The 18,258-nt window shown below is 59.1% G+C and carries 16 protein-coding genes and 1 pseudogene; 10 read left to right on the forward strand and 7 right to left on the reverse strand.

Annotated elements, in window-relative coordinates:
- Positions 1-725 precede the first annotated feature (725 nt).
- Positions 726-1,808: a cytochrome-c peroxidase gene (locus tag RFM40_RS17955; protein WP_320277894.1), complete on the forward strand. Its 1,083-nt coding sequence runs from the start codon at positions 726-728 to the stop codon at positions 1,806-1,808.
- Between the two features lie 56 nt (positions 1,809-1,864).
- Here RFM40_RS17955 and rpoN read toward each other — a convergent pair whose 3' ends face one another.
- The 4 genes from rpoN to RFM40_RS17975 all read right to left on the reverse strand — a co-directional run bounded on the left by rpoN (position 1,865) and on the right by RFM40_RS17975 (position 5,152).
- Entirely contained in the window at positions 1,865-3,313 is a 1,449-nt protein-coding gene (rpoN, locus tag RFM40_RS17960; RefSeq protein WP_320277895.1) for an RNA polymerase factor sigma-54, read from the reverse strand.
- Positions 3,314-3,383: 70 nt separating this feature from the next.
- Complete coding sequence (locus RFM40_RS17965; protein ID WP_320277896.1) at positions 3,384-3,917, reverse strand: peroxiredoxin; 534 nt, start codon at positions 3,915-3,917, stop codon at positions 3,384-3,386.
- Positions 3,917-4,498 (reverse strand): transcriptional repressor, encoded by a 582-nt coding sequence (locus RFM40_RS33710; RefSeq protein ID WP_430691692.1) that lies wholly within the window; start codon positions 4,496-4,498, stop codon positions 3,917-3,919. The genes RFM40_RS17965 and RFM40_RS33710 overlap by 1 nt, the downstream gene beginning before the upstream one ends.
- Before the next feature lie 438 nt (positions 4,499-4,936).
- On the reverse strand, positions 4,937-5,152 hold the full coding sequence (locus tag RFM40_RS17975) for a transposase (RefSeq protein WP_320236504.1): 216 nt from the start codon (positions 5,150-5,152) through the stop codon (positions 4,937-4,939).
- Positions 5,153-5,563: 411 nt separating this feature from the next.
- On the opposite strand from RFM40_RS17975, the gene RFM40_RS17980 reads away from it, so the two are divergent.
- A complete protein-coding gene (locus RFM40_RS17980) occupies positions 5,564-5,905 on the forward strand; it encodes a hypothetical protein (RefSeq protein WP_320277897.1) in 342 nt (113 codons plus the stop codon).
- A 652-nt stretch (positions 5,906-6,557) separates the two neighbouring features.
- Here RFM40_RS17980 and RFM40_RS17985 read toward each other — a convergent pair.
- The 3 genes and pseudogenes from RFM40_RS17985 to RFM40_RS17995 form a co-directional block, all read right to left on the reverse strand.
- Positions 6,558-7,472: a nucleotidyl transferase AbiEii/AbiGii toxin family protein gene (locus tag RFM40_RS17985; RefSeq protein WP_320277958.1), complete on the reverse strand. Its 915-nt coding sequence runs from the start codon at positions 7,470-7,472 to the stop codon at positions 6,558-6,560.
- On the reverse strand, positions 7,462-8,088 hold the full coding sequence (locus tag RFM40_RS17990) for a type IV toxin-antitoxin system AbiEi family antitoxin domain-containing protein (RefSeq protein WP_320215364.1): 627 nt from the start codon (positions 8,086-8,088) through the stop codon (positions 7,462-7,464). The genes RFM40_RS17985 and RFM40_RS17990 overlap by 11 nt, the downstream gene beginning before the upstream one ends.
- Before the next feature lie 89 nt (positions 8,089-8,177).
- Positions 8,178-8,796: pseudogene (locus RFM40_RS17995) on the reverse strand (tyrosine-type recombinase/integrase); the annotation flags it as partial.
- A gap of 554 nt (positions 8,797-9,350) precedes the next feature.
- Here RFM40_RS17995 and nifH point away from each other — a divergent pair.
- The 8 genes from nifH to RFM40_RS18035 all read left to right on the forward strand — a co-directional run bounded on the left by nifH (position 9,351) and on the right by RFM40_RS18035 (position 18,234).
- Positions 9,351-10,244, forward strand: coding sequence for a nitrogenase iron protein (nifH, locus tag RFM40_RS18000; protein ID WP_320215360.1), 894 nt, complete (start codon positions 9,351-9,353; stop codon positions 10,242-10,244).
- A gap of 96 nt (positions 10,245-10,340) precedes the next feature.
- Positions 10,341-11,843, forward strand: coding sequence for a nitrogenase molybdenum-iron protein alpha chain (gene nifD / locus RFM40_RS18005; protein WP_320229532.1), 1,503 nt, complete (start codon positions 10,341-10,343; stop codon positions 11,841-11,843).
- Positions 11,844-11,976: 133 nt separating this feature from the next.
- Entirely contained in the window at positions 11,977-13,518 is a 1,542-nt protein-coding gene (gene nifK, locus RFM40_RS18010; protein ID WP_320229533.1) for a nitrogenase molybdenum-iron protein subunit beta, read from the forward strand.
- 60 nt (positions 13,519-13,578) lie between these two features.
- Positions 13,579-15,069, forward strand: a complete 1,491-nt coding sequence (gene nifE, locus RFM40_RS18015) for a nitrogenase iron-molybdenum cofactor biosynthesis protein NifE (protein WP_320277898.1) — start codon at positions 13,579-13,581, stop codon at positions 15,067-15,069.
- A gap of 8 nt (positions 15,070-15,077) precedes the next feature.
- Positions 15,078-16,460: a nitrogenase iron-molybdenum cofactor biosynthesis protein NifN gene (gene nifN / locus RFM40_RS18020; protein ID WP_320277899.1), complete on the forward strand. Its 1,383-nt coding sequence runs from the start codon at positions 15,078-15,080 to the stop codon at positions 16,458-16,460.
- Entirely contained in the window at positions 16,426-16,929 is a 504-nt protein-coding gene (gene nifX / locus RFM40_RS18025; protein WP_320229536.1) for a nitrogen fixation protein NifX, read from the forward strand. Before nifN ends, nifX begins: the two co-directional genes overlap by 35 nt.
- A 12-nt stretch (positions 16,930-16,941) precedes the next feature.
- Complete coding sequence (locus RFM40_RS18030) at positions 16,942-17,421, forward strand: NifX-associated nitrogen fixation protein (RefSeq protein WP_320215356.1); 480 nt, start codon at positions 16,942-16,944, stop codon at positions 17,419-17,421.
- Between the two features lie 27 nt (positions 17,422-17,448).
- Positions 17,449-18,234 carry a winged helix-turn-helix transcriptional regulator gene (locus tag RFM40_RS18035; RefSeq protein ID WP_320277900.1) on the forward strand — a complete coding sequence of 262 codons (786 nt, stop codon included), beginning with the start codon at positions 17,449-17,451 and terminating at the stop codon, positions 18,232-18,234.
- The last annotated feature ends 24 nt before the right edge of the window (positions 18,235-18,258 follow it).

Consider the following 18,258-nt stretch of genomic DNA (forward strand, 5'->3'; position numbering starts at 1 on the left):
CTGCGCGGCCAGATCGCTAGGCTCGACTGAGACGCGAACTCTCTCGCAGGGGTTCCTTGGAAGGTCTGCGCGGCCTTGAAGACCGCTTCGATTTCGCAGGCGAAGTCCAGATAAAATTGCCGGGGAGGGCTTTCAAGACGAAGCCGAGGCGGTATTGCGGCAGCGGCTCCGGTCCTCGCCGCCATCGACGTCATAACCGAGTGTACAGATAACTCCGCAGCCCCAGGCGGCAGACTTAGAGTTCGACGCGGCTGATGAATAGACACCCGCGCCCGCCGTGATTAGGAGCGCCGGTCGCCGCACAAACTCCCGACTTTTCCGCTGTCGATTTTGTCGGATTGGCGACAACTGTAGCTCGACCGAGACAGGGTCTTCGAGCGTAACCCCGCTGCAAGTTTGAGAAAAAATCTCGGTTGGCCTGAAATGGCATGATCCTTGTTGTTTTCCATTCGATGTGATCGCCGCGGGCAAGAAGCGCGACGGGTCCGCTCGCAAAACCCAAATGGAGAAAAAGGATGATACGACCGGAAGAGACTCAATCTTTGGTCAGCCTCAGATTCGCCTTAAGGGGCGCGAGGGCTTCGCCCGGAGGGTCCCCGTCTTGGGCATTCATGCAATTCAGGAATGACTTCCAACTCTAGTTGCGAAGACGCGGTCCGGGCGCTGCGGTAGTTCGCTTGAATCCCTAGAAAGCTTCATCAAAGCAATAGTGGGTACTTACGTCGATGGGCTTCGTGAAGACATTTATTGTCTCCTTCTTCCGCTTGGCGGCGGGATTGGCGTTTCTATGTGCTGCACTCACAGGCTGCCTGCTTGCCTCCGCAGCCATGGGGCAGGACAACCTGCTGGATGTTGCGAGATCGCTGTTTAGCCCCATTCCCAAGCGTGCTGCAGACCTGGACGGCAATCCGGCGACCTTAGAGAAGCTCGAGTTGGGCAAGATGCTCTATTTCGAACCGCGGCTCTCGCAAGCTCACAACATCAGCTGCAACACCTGCCATCAAATCGGCCGTGCTGGCGGCGATGGCCGTTCCACCTCTATTGGCCATAACTGGCAGCGCGGCGGCCGCAATGCGCCAACTGTATTCAACGCTGTGTTCAACATCGCTCAGTTTTGGGACGGACGGGCAGCGGATCTGACGGAGCAGGCCGGCGGCCCGATCTCCAACCCGACGGAGATGGGGACCACTCCCGGGCACGCCGTCGAAGAGCTCAAGGGCATTCCTGGGTACGTTGAGGCGTTCGGCAAAGCGTTCCCTGATGAAGTCGATCCCCTCAGATATGACAACATCGCGAGAGCCATCGCCGTGTTCGAGGCGACGCTGATCACGCCTAACGCACCCTTCGACAGGTATCTCGAGGGTAACGAAAACGCACTCACCACTGAACAGAAGGAGGGGCTCAGGCTTTTCACCGACAAAGGATGCTCGTCTTGCCACAACGGCATCAACCTCGGTGGGAGCATGTACGCTCCTTTTGGGGTGGTCGAAAAGCCCGGCTGGGACTTCCTGCCGCCTGACGACAAGGGACGCGTCGAGGTGACACGGAAGGTGGATGACGACTATGTCTTCAAGGTCCCTACCTTGAGGAACGTCGCACTCACCGCCCCCTATTTTCACAGCGGCCATGCATGGGATCTAGAGCAAGCCGTGGCGGTGATGGGCACGACCCAGCTTGGTACGCAGCTGAGCCCTGAGGAAGTCGACAAGATCACCGCTTTCCTACAGGCGCTCACCGGGGACCAGCCGAAGGTAACCTATCCAACCTTGCCGCCGAGCGTCGCGACGACACCTCGGCCGGCGCCGTGACCGCATAATCCTGCGAGGGCGGCTAATAGACGCCGAGAAGGGGCCGGACGCCTGCTTCAACTTTGATCGCCAATGAGCCATAGCCGCTTTTCCCGGCGCCGTCGTACGGAGGAGGGGATGTTCATCGCCTCGCGATATTTTGTGACGGTGCGGCGCGCAACATTGATGCCGGTTTCCTTCAGCCGGACGGCGATGTCGTCGTCGGAAAGCACGTCATCGGGCGATTCTTGAGCAATTATCGCTTTGATCCGATGGCGGACAGCTTCGGCGGAGTGCGCGTCACCGCCTTGGCAGGAGGCAATCGCGACGGTGAAAAAATACTTCAGTTCGAAAACCCCGCGTGGGGTAAGCATATACTTGTTCGAGGTCACCCGGCTCACCGTCGATTCATGCACGTTGATCGCCTCAGCGACAGTCCTGAGATTGAGAGGCCGCAGATGGGCCACGCCATGTTGGAAAAAGGCATCCTGTTGGCGCACGATTTCAGTCGCAACCTTGAGAATCGTCTTGGCCCGCTGATCCAGGCTGCGGATTAACCAATTCGCGTTTTGCAGACATTCGTTCAGAAATGCCTGATCTTTCGAATTCTGGACGGCGTGTCGCGAAACTTCTGCGAAATAGGTTTGGTTGATCAAAACTTTGGGCAATGCGTCCGGATCAAGTTCGATCTGCCATCCACCTCCGGGTGAGGGCGTGACCCAGACGTCGGGTATGATGGATTCGGGCGCTCCGGATTGGAATCGGTTGCCAGGCTTGGGATCGAGCGCACGGATTTCATGCAACATCTCGAGAAGGTCTTCTTCATCGACGCAGCAGTGCTGCTTCAACGCCTGAAAATCGCGTCTGGCAACCATCTCAAGGTTCGAAACCAACGCGGCCATCGCCGGGTCGAACCGGTCTCGCTGACGCAACTGGATCTCGAGACATTCGCTGAGAGTACGAGCAAAAATTCCAGGTGGATCAAACTGCTGCAAGGTTGCGAGAACCCGTTCCACATCCGTCTCGCGGGCGTTCAGTTTGCCGGCCAGTTCCACGAGGTCCACCCGAAGATAGCCCGTATCTTCCAGATGGGCTGCGAGCTCGCCGGCAATCAACCGCTCCTGTGGTGTGAATGCAGTGAGCGCGATCTGACCAGCGACGCGGTCGTGCAAGGTTTCGGTGCAGGCGGCAAACTCGTCCAGGGCAGGGCGACTATCCGCAGGGGTATTCGTCGTATTGCGCAGCGATTTCCATTCCCCCAGTCGCTCGGCGGCCGCCGCGCTCGTCGGCCTATCCGTGTCTTTTTCGCGTGCGCCGGTGGACTGGTCTGCCGAAATCGGCACGTCGCCTAGAGCCTCACCGTCGTTTGAAGCTGGCTCCAAAAGCGGATTTTTCTCGAGTTCCTGCTCCACAAATTGATGCAGTTCGGCGCGAGCCAGTTGCAACAGGCGAATCGACTCAATGAGCTGAGGCGATGCCACCATAGATTGCTTCTGGCGTTGAAGCAGCCTTGCCGAGGACAGCATGTTGAACGCGAAACTCCGATCGAGGAGGCTCTTGGCCGTGCGTTAATGGGATTGCCAGACGCTCACTTGATCATGCGGCGGCCTGCAGTGTTTCAAGAACGTTCTGCGGGGATGAGACGGCATAGGGATCGGTCTCGCAGTTGTCGGAGAATCCTTCTTCCTCGAACCATTGCTCCACCGCACCGTCGTTGATCAGGGCGGCGTAGCGCCAGGAGCGCATTCCGAAGCCGAGATTGTCCTTCGCAACCAGCATACCCATTTTGCGCGTGAACTCGCCTGAGCCGTCCGGGATAAGCTCGACCTTCTGCAGCCCCAAGGACTTGCCCCACGCATTCATGACGAAGGCATCGTTGACAGAGATGCAATAGATTGCGTCAATTCCTTCCTTCTTGAACTCGTCATAGAGCTTTTCGAAATTGGGCAGTTGGTAGGTCGAGCAGGTCGGGGTGAAGGCGCCAGGCAGCGAGAACAGGATGACGCGCTTGCCATCGAAATAGTCGTCGGATGTCTTGTCTTGCCACCGGTATGGATTTGGCCCCTCGACGGACTCATCGCGAACACGCGTGCGAAAAGTAACGAAGGGGACCTTCTTCGTGATGGTCATCAAGTTGCTCCTTTTAGAAGAAACCTGGCATGGCTTCTCGGTTTGGGCCGACGCAACGTCGACTCGGCAGGCATGCCGGACATGAGATGAAGGCCTTCGCGGCTTCCAAATCGCTCTTCCATCCGGTGGTACGGGAAGGCCTTGGGCCCACCCTCTTCGTCATCCGAATGGCCTGGCCAATATGAGTGATTTGGGCGGGATCGAGCAACCCTTTTGCGGCAAGTGGCGCTGGAAGGGATGTGGATGACTGGCTGCTTGTCGTCGAGGAGAAAGTGGTGGTGATCGACAGTGTCAATCTCGAAATAGCCGTGTGGCGCCGCAACGTTGAGGTCGCGCAAGAGTCTCGCTTCACGAAAGTGGTTCTGCGTATTGTAGATGGTTGCCAGTGGCGCGCCGACGTCGGTTGGAGTGACCCCTCGATGCAGTGCTTCGGCATTCACATGCTGATGAGGACCGGCAAGCAGCAATTGGGCGCATGCCGCGCTGTTGGATGTCGGCCTCCGACCACACCTGCGCAGAAAAGCTAGCGAGCACTGACGCCTGGAGGGGACGACCTCCCGATGTTTATCCGCGATAGTCACCGTCGCCTCAAGCGCTTGTACGGAGTCACCAATGATTCACTCGTCGCTTTGTTTGTGGTTCGATGGTTCTAATGAGCTGTCGCAAATGCCGTGCCATCTGACTTGCAGCAGGGATGGAAGCGATTTTTACCTTGAGTAGAGGGACCTGCTTTCGGGGTCGCCATGGAGGAAAGGCTTCCGTCTAAGACGGCGATCTCATCGGGCTGAACTTGTAACACCTCAAGCAGCTAATGCTCGGGAAACATACAAGGCGTTTCCACGTGCGACGAACCTTCTTGTGTCAGAAGGTGGACGAAAATGTCGGAAGCTCTACCAAGGGCAGGGCTGGGCCGCGAGAAGGGAGAAGTGGTGGAACGGAGACGATACTCATGCTGAACCGAAGCGCAGCTTCGTCCGCGCGTAGCCGAATGGGAAAGGGCCGGACTAAGTTCGTTCATGTCAATGAACTCTGCGCTCTCTTCGGCACGTCGGTAAGAACTCGCGGCGGCAGCCAGAGCACTTGAAAGCGCGCCTGCGGAGCGCGTAGCAGCCGAGAAGGCCGCAATGCGGGCAGACGGGCTCGCCATTCGTCTTTGGCCAGCGGAAATGGCAGAAGGTCGTGTAGGCTTCCTCCTCGTCAATCCGACGAGATCCTGGATGGGCATGTCCCGGCATGCCAGGGACATCAGGAAATGCCGCCCGTTCGGTATTTCACAACCCCGCGTTTCGTTCTCGGATCGCGATGGCTATCTTCGAACCACACCGGACGCTCCAAAATCCTGGGGGTCAGGCGGTGCGAGGGAGAATTAGAGGCCTGGGGTTCAGGTTCAGGCGCCTGGACTGGGCAGTCGTCGATACGCAATGGGCGAAGCGCCGGCCGTGGGAGGCCCTCGAAATCAGCGTCGTATGCTTATCCCCTCAACATGGGGCGGCCCTTGGTGGATCTTTCCGCGGGAGTCGATCGGTTCCTTACATTAGGGCTGACAGGCGGAACGGGTCGTTGTGCCGCGGTGAATTCTATTATGAGGCGCGATGCCAAATTGCCCGTGGGTCGACTCTGTCGGGCGAAAGAACTAAATACCCAGCATGGTTCGCGCGATTACGAAAACCCATATCATTAGCGCTGCTGAAGGCTTTTCAGCAGTGGACGGGCTTGTATTGGCTACGGTCAACGCGCCCTACAAGCGGGATATCAGCGTAGCGGCGCTGCGGGAGTGTATTGCCAAGGCCAAACTGGACGACTGGCCCGTTCATGTCGCCACTTTCTTCACAGACGTGGAGCCTTTTCTCGTTTTTCAATTTGCAAGCGCTCACGATATCTCTAAATCCAAGCTCGCCAAGGCTTACATGGCAATGAAGGCCGCGACGGGCGAGTACAATCCGGATTTGGAGAGCGAACTTGTCTCGCTGGCTCCTTCTCCTCGATAGAGCAGTAGCAGGCCTCGATCGACTCCGCGCGAAAGGGCAACCCGTCCCCGATTGGGTGCTCGGGGGCGGTACCGCTCTGATGGTCCACACTGGTCATCGCCTGAGCACATCGACGCTTTCATCGATGACCCCCAGTATTTGTCGATCCTTTCACCCGATTGGGTGGCGAAGGCATCTGGGATCATCAGGCATATGATGAGGCGGCAAACTACCTCAAACTCATCTACCCAGAAGGCGAGATCGATTTTATCGTCGCTTCTTACACTACTAATGTGCCAACGGCGCAAAATCATTGACTTGAGTGAGTTTAGTAAGGCAGCCTTGGAGAGAAAAGGTCCGCTGCCGGGAGGAGGTGGCAACGGGCCCGATTCGAAAACGGCACTAGAGGGGGTGTGCCGCATTCAAGATCGGCATCGCATCGAGAGAGTTGATGGCCGACACCCTCATAGTAGCTTCCGCGTCAGATATTGCAACGCACAAATGTCATCCCGCAATGCAATAAAAGCATCGGCCTAGCGAAAAAGCACTTCGAAGTGCTATGTCGACAGGTCGACACCTCCGCGCCCAGGCTGATCCGCTGCCGTGGCAGCCGATCGATCCGTAACGATTTCGAGAGCCGTGATCCGCCCGTGGAGCAAAGCAAGTCCGAGCTTTATGTCCAAGGGCCGCCGGCCGGCCAATGACGCTCGAAACCGTCGCCTAAGGCTGCAGCCTGGAGCGGCGGAAAAACGAACTCGCCAATCGCGACGATCGCGGCTGGGAGATTCGGTGGCTGCAAGAGAAGCGGTTCCCTTCCGACGAACGCCGTCCATTGCCTTGCCTTCTCGCTGTCCTCGGCAAAAGCGGTACTGAGTCCAAGCGGAGTCTCCGTTGGCAGTAGCGTGTCACGGCGTTCAAATGTCGCTCGGATTGCCTGGACCAGCGATCCACCTTCGAACGCGAACAGCCGCGACAGCGCCAGCAGGTCGTAAAAATCCTTCGTGCGACTGTTCGCCTGGCCAAGCATGACGATTGCCTGGAGTTTTTCGGCAACCACGGTTTCCCTGGGATAGGCTCTCAGTCGAGGACCCTCGGCCGACAGAAGCGACGGAAACTCCAGTTCCTGCGCCGTCGGCGTAACAGCGTCACCAAAGCCGATGTCGACTTGTACCGGGATCCGGGTCCTCCCGAGAAACGCTGTCGTCTGCACCCTGACGCCGCCATATTGCTGGCCTTCACGGATCACCTCGACGCTCAGGCCGTTCGCATCGTACACCAGTCCGTCTCTTTCGGCCTCGATCCGGCAAATTGTTTCGAAAACGGATCGGATCGCCGTTACGGCTGGATTGCCGAATCCAAGAAGATCGAGGTCCTGCGTAGGGCGAAACGGATCGTTGAGCCACGCTGTGAAGAGCATCGCGCCCTTCAGGATGAACTGATCTCGATGCGGGGAGATGCTCAGCCGATAAAGCAGCCTCTCGATGGCGTATCTTCTCAGGATGAGCTGATTGTCCGTCTGCTTGTCCCGCGCGATGTTGCGGAGCCGAGCAAGAATCGATGCTGGAAGATTCGCCGGCCTATCCTTCATCAGCAACTGTGCTTTCAAGATAAGGACGAACGACACTCCAGATGCGCAGCGCCTGCGCATATCGGGCAATGTCGTCGGGCCTGGCCTTTCTGGACCGCCAGCCCATGCGGAGCGCTTCCATTGCAACGTCGAGGCCGACGGCATTGCGGAAGCGGAAGCAGTCCACGATCGACTTGGCCGGATCAAAGATCCGGACAGGCACCGAATCGATGGTGTAGGTCTTGACGCCAATGGTGAGCGCCTTTTCGCCGAAGCGAGCAACCCGGATCGGCGGATAGTCGATCGTCGGCTTGCGGTCCTTGGAGCCGATTGCGATCCAGACGCTGCGCGGAAGCTGCAGCGTGATCTCATGAAACTGGAGCGCCGATACGAGGCAGATCACGCCTTTCGGAACTCGGGTTGCGATCTCGGCCAGGGAATGAGAAATGTCGACGTCGGCATCCGCGCGTTCGTAGAGCCCACGTGAGGGGCGATGGAGGATGCCCTCGTCTACCAGACGCGCAAGTGTAGCCGGATTGATGCCTCGGCGTTTCAGATCCGACAGGCGCATGATCCCGTGGTGCTCAATCAGACTGACGGCAAGGTCGCGCTGAGAGGTTTCAAGGGATCCGGTCATGTATCAAACTGTCGGCAATTACAGGTAAGTTCCGACATTCTATTACACCGGAGAGGGGAAGTCGGCAAGCAGCCCTTCCACCGTTCTGTAAACGTGGCGCGAGACATCGGCGCGTCAGCATCGTAGCGCGATGGAAGAACATAGCGTGAGTTCCCGGCGCATGTCCTGAGTGCGATCATGATATCGACGGATTGGCGCGACAGATAAACATTATGAGGCTTGGAGCGCTTCATGCGCTCTTTGGGAATGCTCCACACGGCAAATCGACTTCATCCCAGACCGCATCCTGCAATTCGCTTTTTCGAACCATGGTCAGCAGTATGAGTCGCAGGCCCAAGCGGATCGTCGCGCCATGCAGGATCACGAACGCGAAGATCTGCTTGACGATGTCGCGGACGTGGATAGCCGTTGCCGGTGCTCCTCGATCCTTCACTTTCTTGCAAAGCCCCCGGCGATCGTCCGGCGAGATCTCCTTGAGGAGCCGGTTTCTCCAGGTCGGCACAATGTCGCGGTCGAAGATCGCCCGGCGCATGGCGCGTGTACTGTCAGCCATACGCGCTTCCTGAACCAACGCTCCCCGAACTCACCGAAACTCTTGGCTTCCTTCAAGCGGCGCTTCTGTCGCTGCTTCTCCTGCGCAGGCGAGATTCCCTCCCCGACCATGCGACGCGCATCGAGACACCACTCTCTCGCGCGGGCGAGGGTTACATATATCTTCTCTTGAAATCAGTGACGTAGAGCGGGTTAGCGATAGTTAGCGATAATCCGCGAATGACCAAAAATCACTCGACTTGCGCCATCAGGGTGCGTTCAACGGAGATATCTGGGCGCACCTTGACTAAAGGTTCACTTCCGCCAGATCGGCGACAGCAACCGTGGCGTTCTCGACTATTGCCAGAAGACAGGTGCGTCATCCAGGATTGAAGTTGTGACGGCGCAAATTGGCCGGGGAGGCGTGCCACTCACGAGGAGTGGACGACAGCGTTTGTGCCTTTCGGTCCCGGCGTGAGGTATGGCTGTCATATTTACGCTCTCCGACAGGTTTCGTTGGTCTTGTCAGGTTCGCGACACGGGCTCGGTTAGCCATTCCCTTATTTTGCTCAGGTCAAATAACTGAAAAGGAAGAACAAAAAACTTTCTTCGATCGGTCAATAAAATTGGCACGAGTTTTGAACCTTGCATTACGAGGCGGCGAAAAAGCTGCCGACCGGCATTCATGTCGCGGGCAGCCGCGATGAATGGAACGAAGGAAGGAAAGCTACATGTCAGGTCTGCGTCAGATCGCCTTTTACGGCAAGGGCGGCATCGGCAAGTCCACCACCTCCCAAAATACGCTCGCCGCCCTTGTCGATCTCGGGCAGAGGATACTCATCGTCGGCTGCGATCCCAAGGCCGACTCCACCCGCCTGATCCTGAACTCGAAGGCGCAGGATACCGTGCTGCACCTTGCTGCAAAGGAAGGTTCGGTGGAAGACCTCGAACTCGAAGACGTGCTCAAGATCGGCTACAGAGGCATCAAGTGCGTGGAGTCGGGCGGCCCCGAGCCGGGTGTAGGCTGCGCCGGCCGCGGCGTCATCACCTCGATCAACTTCCTCGAGGAGAACGGCGCCTACGATGATGTCGACTATGTTTCCTACGACGTGCTCGGGGACGTGGTGTGCGGCGGTTTTGCAATGCCGATCCGCGAGAACAAGGCCCAGGAAATCTACATCGTCATGTCCGGCGAGATGATGGCGCTCTATGCCGCCAACAACATCGCCAAGGGCATTTTGAAATACGCCCATTCGGGCGGCGTGCGGCTCGGCGGCCTGATCTGCAACGAGCGCCAAACCGACCGCGAGCTCGACCTCGCCGAGGCACTGGCGTCCAAGCTCAATTCCAAGCTCATCCATTTCGTGCCACGCGACAATATCGTCCAGCACGCCGAGCTCAGGAAGATGTCGGTGATCCAGTATGCGCCGGACTCAAAGCAGGCCGGGGAATACCGTGCGCTGGCCGAGAAGATCCATGCCAATTCGCGCCAGGGCACCATCCCGACCCCAATCACCATGGAGGAGCTCGAGGACATGCTGCTCGACTTCGGCATCATGAAGACAGACGAGCAGATGCTTGCCGAACTCCAAGCCAAGGAAACGGCGAAGGCGGCCGCACTGTAACGAGCGTTGTCGACTTGAGGTGCGGCCTTGACCAAGCGCGCCTTTGTAACGGCGCCTCGCCGGTGAGGCGTCACACGAACCTTGAAAGGGGGTCCCATGAGCCTGGAATACGAAAATGACGGTGCTCTCCATGCGAAGCTTATCGAGGAGGTGTTGTCGCAATATCCCGACAAGACGGCGAAGCGCCGCAAAAAGCACCTCAACGTCGCAAAGAGCGGGGACGAGGCCGGCGAGGAAGGGGAGGTCCTTTCCGAATGTGACGTCAAATCGAATATCAAGTCCATTCCCGGCGTGATGACCATTCGCGGCTGCGCCTATGCCGGCTCAAAAGGCGTGGTGTGGGGTCCGGTCAAGGACATGGTCCATATCTCGCACGGCCCCGTCGGCTGCGGGCAATACTCCTGGTCGCAGCGCCGCAACTACTACGTCGGCACGACCGGCATCGACACGTTCGGGACAATGCAGTTCACCTCCGATTTCCAGGAGAAAGACATTGTTTTCGGCGGCGACAAAAAGCTGGAACAGATCATCGACGAGATTGAAGAACTTTTTCCGTTGAACAAGGGCATCACCGTGCAGTCCGAGTGCCCGATCGGCCTCATAGGCGACGACACCGAAGCGGTTTCGCGCAAGAAGGCCAAGGAGATCGAAAAGACTATCGTGCCGGTGCGCTGCGAGGGCTTCCGCGGCGTCTCGCAATCGCTCGGCCACCACATCGCCAATGATGCGATCCGCGACTGGGTGTTCGAGAAGAGGGACGTCGAGTTCGAGGGTGGCCCGTACGACGTCAACGTGGTCGGCGACTACAATATCGGCGGCGACGCCTGGGCTTCGCGAATCCTGCTTGAGGAGATCGGCCTGCGCGTGGTCGGCAATTGGTCGGGCGACGCCACGCTCGCCGAGATAGAGCGCGCGCCGAAGGCCAAGCTCAATCTCATCCATTGCTACAGGTCTATGAACTACATCTGTCGGCACATGGAGGAAAAGTACGGCATCGCTTGGATGGAGTACAATTTCTTCGGTCCCTCCCAGATCGAAGCCTCCCTGCGCAAGATTGCCAAGCATTTTGGGCCGGAAATCGAGGAGAAGACCGAAAAGGTGATCGCCAAGTATCGCCCCTTGGTCGAAGAGGTAATCGCCAAATACCGACCGCGCCTCGAAGGCAATACGGTGATGCTCTATGTCGGCGGCCTGCGCCCCCGCCACGTCATCACAGCCTACGAGGACCTCGGCATGGTGATCGTCGGCACAGGTTACGAGTTCGGCCACAACGACGATTATCAACGCACTGCTCACTACGTGAAGAACGGCACGCTGATCTATGACGACGTGACCGGTTATGAGTTGGAGAAGTTCATCGAGGGGGTTCGCCCTAATCTCGTAGGCTCGGGGATCAAGGAAAAATACCCCGTGCAAAAGATGGGCATACCGTTCCGTCAGATGCACTCCTGGGATTATTCGGGGCCCTATCATGGCTATGACGGCTTTGCCGTTTTCGCCCGTGATGTGGATCTTGCCATCAACAACCCGGTCTGGGGCCTATTCGAGGCGCCTTGGAAAAGGCGTCCGAGCCGTGGACGGGCGATGGCTGCCGAATAAATGCCAGGCCCTTAGCCTGGTCTTCCCAAGGAGACGATAAACCCCGCGACCCCGTGATACGCGGAAGACCAGAAACGTTTGATGTTCCTGTCCCGCCGTATGGCGCGGTCAGATAGAAAAAGAGGTGACCACCATGCCGCAGTCGGCCGAAAAAATTCTCGACCATGCGCCCCTCTTCCGCGAGCCGGAATACAGGCAGATGCTGGCCGAGAAGAAGCTGAATTTCGAATGTCCGCACCAGGATCAGGTCGTTACCGATCAACGCGAGTTCACCGAGACCTGGGAATACCGGGAAAAAAACTTCGCTCGCGAAGCGCTTGTTATCAACCCCGCCAAGGCCTGCCAGCCGCTCGGCGCGGTGTTCGCGGCCACGGGCTTCGAGCGAACCATGCCCTTCGTGCACGGTAGTCAGGGTTGCGTGGCTTACTACCGCTCGCACCTGTCGCGCCATTTCAAGGAGCCTGCTTCGGCGGTTTCTTCCTCGATGACCGAGGACGCGGCAGTGTTCGGCGGCCTGAAGAACATGGTCGACGGGCTCGCCAACACGTATCAACTCTATGACCCGAAGATGATCGCCGTGTCGACGACTTGTATGGCCGAGGTCATTGGCGACGACCTGCACAGCTTCATAGAGAACGCCAAGGAAGAAGGCTCGGTCCCGCGCGACTTCGACGTGCCCTTCGCGCACACGCCGGCCTTCGTCGGCAGCCACATCGACGGCTATGATGGTACGGTCAAGGGCATTTTGGAACACTTCTGGAAAGGCCAGGAGCGAACGGAAGCCCCAGGGACGATCAACATCATTCCGGGCTTCGACGGCTTTTGCGTTGGCAACAACCGGGAACTCAAACGCCTGCTCGATCTGATGGGCGTGTCCTACACGTTCATCCAAGATGCCTCTGACCAGTTCGACACACCATCGGACGGCGAATACCGCATGTATGACGGCGGCACGAAAATCCAAGACGTGAGGAACGCACTCAACGCCGAGGCGACACTTTCGCTACAGCATTATAACACCCGAAAGACGCTGGAATATTGCGAGGAGGTCGGCCAGGCCACAGCCTCGTTCCATTACCCGCTGGGCGTCCAGGCGACCGACGAATTCCTCGTGGAGGTCTCCGCGATCTCCGGCAAGGAAATCCCCGAGGCAATCCGGCTGGAGCGCGGCCGACTTGTTGACGCCATGGCGGACAGCCAATCGTGGCTGCACGGCAAGAAATACGCACTCTACGGCGACCCGGACTTTGTCCACGCCATGGCCCGCTTCATCATGGAGACAGGCGGCGAGCCGACTCACTGCCTCGCCACCAACGGCACGAAGGCGTGGGAAGACCAGATGAAGGAGCTGCTTGCATCCTCGCCCTTCGGCAAGGAGGCTCAAGTCTGGGCGGGCAAGGACCTGTGGGCGATGCGATCGCTGCTCTTCACCGAGCCCGTGGACCTGTTGATCGGCAATTCCTATGGCAAGTATCTGGAGCGCGACACCGGCACGCCGCTGATCCGGCTGATGTTTCCGATCTTCGACCGGCACCACCACCATCGCTTTGCGCTCATGGGCTACCAAGGCGGGTTGCGCGTACTGACGACAATCCTCGACAAGATCTTCGACAAACTCGATCGCGAGACAAGCGAGACGGGGGTGACGGACTATTCTTATGACCTCACCCGCTAAGAGCGGCGGCCGGCTTTTACGATCGGTCCGTCTTCTCGATGGACTTTGGAGACCGACGCAATGTCCTCGCTCAATGCCAAAATCCAAGATGTCTTCAACGAGCCTGCCTGCGAAAACAACCGCGGCAAGGATGCCAAGGCGCGCAAGAAGGGCTGCTCCAAGCCGCTGACCCCCGGGGCGGCAGCCGGCGGCTGTGCCTTCGACGGCGCAAAAATCGTGCTGCAGCCGATCACCGATGTCGCGCATCTGGTCCATGCACCGCTCGCCTGCGAGGGCAATTCATGGGACAACCGCGGCACGGCTTCGTCCGGGCCAACGCTATGGCGCACAAGCTTCACGACCGATGTCACCGAACTCGACGTGATGATGGGGCAGGGCGAGCGGAAGCTTTTCAAAGCGATCCGCGAGATCAAGGAAGCTTATGCGCCGCCCGCGATCTTCGTCTATTCGACCTGTGTGACGGCGCTGATCGGCGACGACATCGAGGCCGTGTGCAAACGCGCGGCCGAAAAGTTCGACCTGCCGGTGGTGCCGATCAATGCGCCGGGCTTCGTCGGGTCCAAGAATCTCGGCAACAAGCTTGCCGGCGAGGCGTTGCTCGACCATGTCATCGGCACGGCGGAGCCCGACGATGCCGGCCCTTACGACATCAATATCCTAGGCGAATTCAACCTATCGGGCGAATTTTGGCTGGTGAAGCCGCTTTTTGACCGGCTCGGCATCCGGGTGCGCGCCTCAATTCCGGGCGACGCGCGCTACCTCGACGTTGCATCGGCGCACCGCGCCCGGGCAACCATGATCGTGTGCTCGACCGCCCTCATTAATCTGGCGCGCAAGATGGAGCAGCGCTGGGATATCCCGTTTTTCGAAGGCTCCTTCTACGGCATCACCGACACCTCTGAAGCGCTGCGGCAGATCTCCAGACTGCTCGTGAACAAGGGTGCGGATCCGGAGATCCTCGGCCGCACCGAGGCATTGATTGCTGAAGAGGAGGCGATTGCCTGGAAGAAGCTCGCGGCCTACCGGCCGAGGCTCGAAGGCAAGCGCGTGCTTCTCAACACTGGCGGTGTGAAGTCCTGGTCGGTCGTCCACGCACTCATGGAGATCGGCATCGAGATCGTCGGCACCTCGGTCAAGAAATCAACGCCCGAAGACAAGGAGCGCATCAAGAAGATACTCAAGGACGAAAACCACATGTTCGAGGCCATGGCACCGCGCGAGCTTTACGCCATGCTCTCAAAACACGAGGCCGACATCATGCTGTCGGGCGGGCGCACGCAGTTTATCGCACTGAAGGCCAAGGTACCCTGGCTCGATATCAACCAGGAGCGTCACCAGCCCTATGCCGGTTATGACGGCATGGTGGAACTCGTGCGCCAAATCGACCTCGCCATCCACAACCCGATCTGGCGCCAGGTGCGGGAGCCGCCGCCGTGGGAGTGCCAGCTCGCCGCGGGGGACGAACCGCCGAGCACGAAGAGTGAGACCGCGACCGTCCGGGGTTTCAAGAAATTCGCCGGCACGACGGCCGACGATTTCGGCGAGTGTTGAGGAAGCCGATGGTCCGCATCCTTCCCCAGACAAAAGCCGCGGCCGTCAATCCACTGAAGTCGTCGCAGCCGCTGGGTGCAGCCTTGGCCTTTCTTGGGATCGGTGGTGCGATGCCGTTGTTCCACGGCAGCCAGGGGTGCACCAGCTTCGCGCTCGTGCTCTTCGTGCGGCATTTCAAGGAAGCCATCCCCCTGCAGACTACCGCGATGGACGAAGTGGCGACGATCCTTGGCGGGGCGGATCATCTGGAAGAGGCGATCCTCAATCTCAAGAGTCGCACAAAGCCAAAGCTGATCGGGGTCTGCACGACGGCGCTAACGGAAACCCGAGGCGAGGATTTCGCAGCGGATATCGCCAATATCAGGCAGAAGCGCGCGGAAGAACTCGCGGGTACGGAGGTCGTGCTGGCCAACACGCCGGATTTCGAGGGGGCGATCGAAGAGGGTTGGGCCAAGGCGGTCACGGCGATGATCGGAAGGATCACGCGGCCCGGCGAGCAGGCGCGGCAATCGAAGAAGATCGCGATCCTGCCCGGCTGGAATCTCACCGTGGCCGATATCGAGCATTTGCGTGACATGGTCGAAAGCTTTGGGCTCGAGCCGGTGATTGTGCCGGACGTCTCCGGCTCGCTCGACGGTACAGTGCCAGACCGCTGGGTCACGACCACCTATGGCGGTACCAGCGTCGAGGACATCCGCGAGCTTGGCACGGCCGTGCAATGCATTGTCATCGGTGAGCATATGCGCCGCCCGGCCGAGCTGCTGCACAGGTTGACCGGCGTGCCTTACACGATGTTCCAGTCACTGGCTGGATTGAAGGCCGCAGACCGGTTCGTCTCGCTGCTATCTGCGATTTCGGGCGCGCCGGTGCCGGCCGAGGTGCGCCGGCGCCGGGCGCAGTTGCAGGACGCGTTGCTCGACGGACATTTCCATTTCGGAGGCAAGAAAATTGCGATCGCTGCCGAACCAGACCAGCTCTACCAACTCGCGACTTTCTTCGTCGGCATGGGCTCCGAAATCGCGGCGGCGGTCACCACGACCAATATGTCGAAAATTCTGGAGAAAGTACCGGCGGACTCGGTTCAGATCGGCGATCTCGGCGATTTGGAAGCTCTTGGCGCTGGCGCTGATCTCCTCGTCACCCATTCCCACGGCCGCCAGGCGGCGCAGCACCTTGGCATCCCGCTCATGCGCGTCGGCTTCCCGATCTTTGACCGGCTCGGCAGCCAGCACAAGCTCACAGTCCTCTATCAGGGGACCCGCGACCTGATCTTCGAGGTTGCCAACATCTTCCAGGCCAATCGACATGCGCCGACGCCTGAGGCGCTTGATCCATTCCGCCACCGAGAAATGCCAGATGAGCTCAGTTCGTCGCCTCTCGCTCGTCTCTGACGAGGTTCACGCATCGATGCCGCTACGGCAAGCCGGCGCTTTGCGCGTGGCGATCGCTACGCAAGACATGAAGAACCTCAATGCCCATTTCGGATCGGCCAAGCGCTTTGCTGTCTACGACGTGACGCGCGAGGAGTGGCAGCTTGTGGAAGCCGTGGCCTTCGACGACGTTTCCGACGAGAGCGGGAAGCATCGCAGCGAGGGCGACGATCGCATCACTCCGAAGGTGGAGGCGCTGAAGGGCTGTCATCTCCTGTTTTGTCTGGCTATTGGCGGACCTTCGGCAGCCAAGGTTATTTCGGCGAAAATCCATCCGATCAAAGTGCCGCAACCCCAAACCATCCAAGAGGTGCTGTTGCGCACGCAGACGATGCTCAGGAAGGCTCCTCCGCCCTGGCTGCGCAAGGTGCTGGCGGAGGCAGGCGTTGCCAAAAAGAAACGGCCCTTCGAGGACGAGGACTTCAAATGAGGAGTAGGCGAAATGTTTGACGCCGTGGTCAGTCCTGATGTCGCCGAGGACGAGGCGGCCCTTGCCACCCCGTTCGTCAAATGCCTCGTGCGGCTGATCCGTGCCCAGGATTCCTACGGAACATGGGAAGGCAAATCGGACGCCGAGCTCCTGGGCGACTTCATCATCACAAAGGAACAGCGCCGTGCGATCCCGATTATCGGCGATCCCGATCCTGACGTCCTGTGGAGGCTCGACATGTTTTACACCGCCGTCGGGCTCGCGATCGAAGAGCGTTCCGGCCTGATGGCATCGCCGATGATGGAGATGAGCCATGAGGGCTTCGGGCGCGTGCTCTTCACGGCCGGGCGGTTGGTCGTTCTGTCGAAGACCCTGCGCGACGTCCACCGCTTCGGCTTCGAGACGTTCTGGAAACTCGCAGCGGCGGGTACGAAACTGGCCGGTGATGCGATCGCGGCCATTGAAGCCTATCCCGAGGTGGCGCGGGCGTGATGAAAGCGATTTTCGAGCAAGGGGATCATGCCAGGCGTTGAAGACATGCCATGGCCCGACCACCCAACCGGGGCGGTCGAGGCCGATTTGCTTCTTGGGGTAGCGCCGATGAAGCCATTGGTCCTGATCTGTTCGCAAGATGCGGAGTTGTATTTGTTCCTCAGTCACATTCTGGGGGTGGACGGCTTCACGAGTGAGCCGGCAGGCGGCGTGAAGGAAGCACTTGCAGCGGCCGATGAACGAGAGCTCCAGGCGGTCGTGCTGGATTGCGGGCCAGCGAGCGCGACGGCCTCCACAATTTGCGCCAGGCTCAAGAGGGAGCCCCGGACCGGCGACCTTCCCGTGATTGCCCTGATCGCCCACGGCGCCGAGAACCAGCAGTTCGATCTCTTGCAGGCAGGTATTGACGAGAGCTTTGTCCGGCCGATCGCGCCAGCCACGCTGCTGGACTGTCTGCGCACGAAGCTGGCGCTGCCCAAGCCGGGTTCAAACGGGACCGAAAACGGCAGCTGGCTCTGCTGCGGCAGCCTTGAGATGAAGCTCGATGCCTACCGAGTTCGCGGTAATGGCCATGACATCCATCTCGGACCGCTCGAGTTCAACCTGCTGCGCCATTTGCTTGAAGCTCCCGGCAAGGTCTTCAGCCGAGACGAGCTGATCGACGCGGCCTGGCCAGACAATATCCATATCGGTGCACGCACCGTCGACGTCCATATCAGCCGGATCAGAAAGGCGCTCAAGGCGGCCTCGCCCGATAGCGTCATTCGTACCGTCAGATCGGCAGGTTACTCGCTGGAGAAGCCGGATGGCTGAATGGCAAGCCGGTTTGCCATTTCC

The organism is Mesorhizobium captivum, assembly GCF_033977165.1.
GTDB classification, from domain to species: domain Bacteria; phylum Pseudomonadota; class Alphaproteobacteria; order Rhizobiales; family Rhizobiaceae; genus Mesorhizobium; species Mesorhizobium captivum.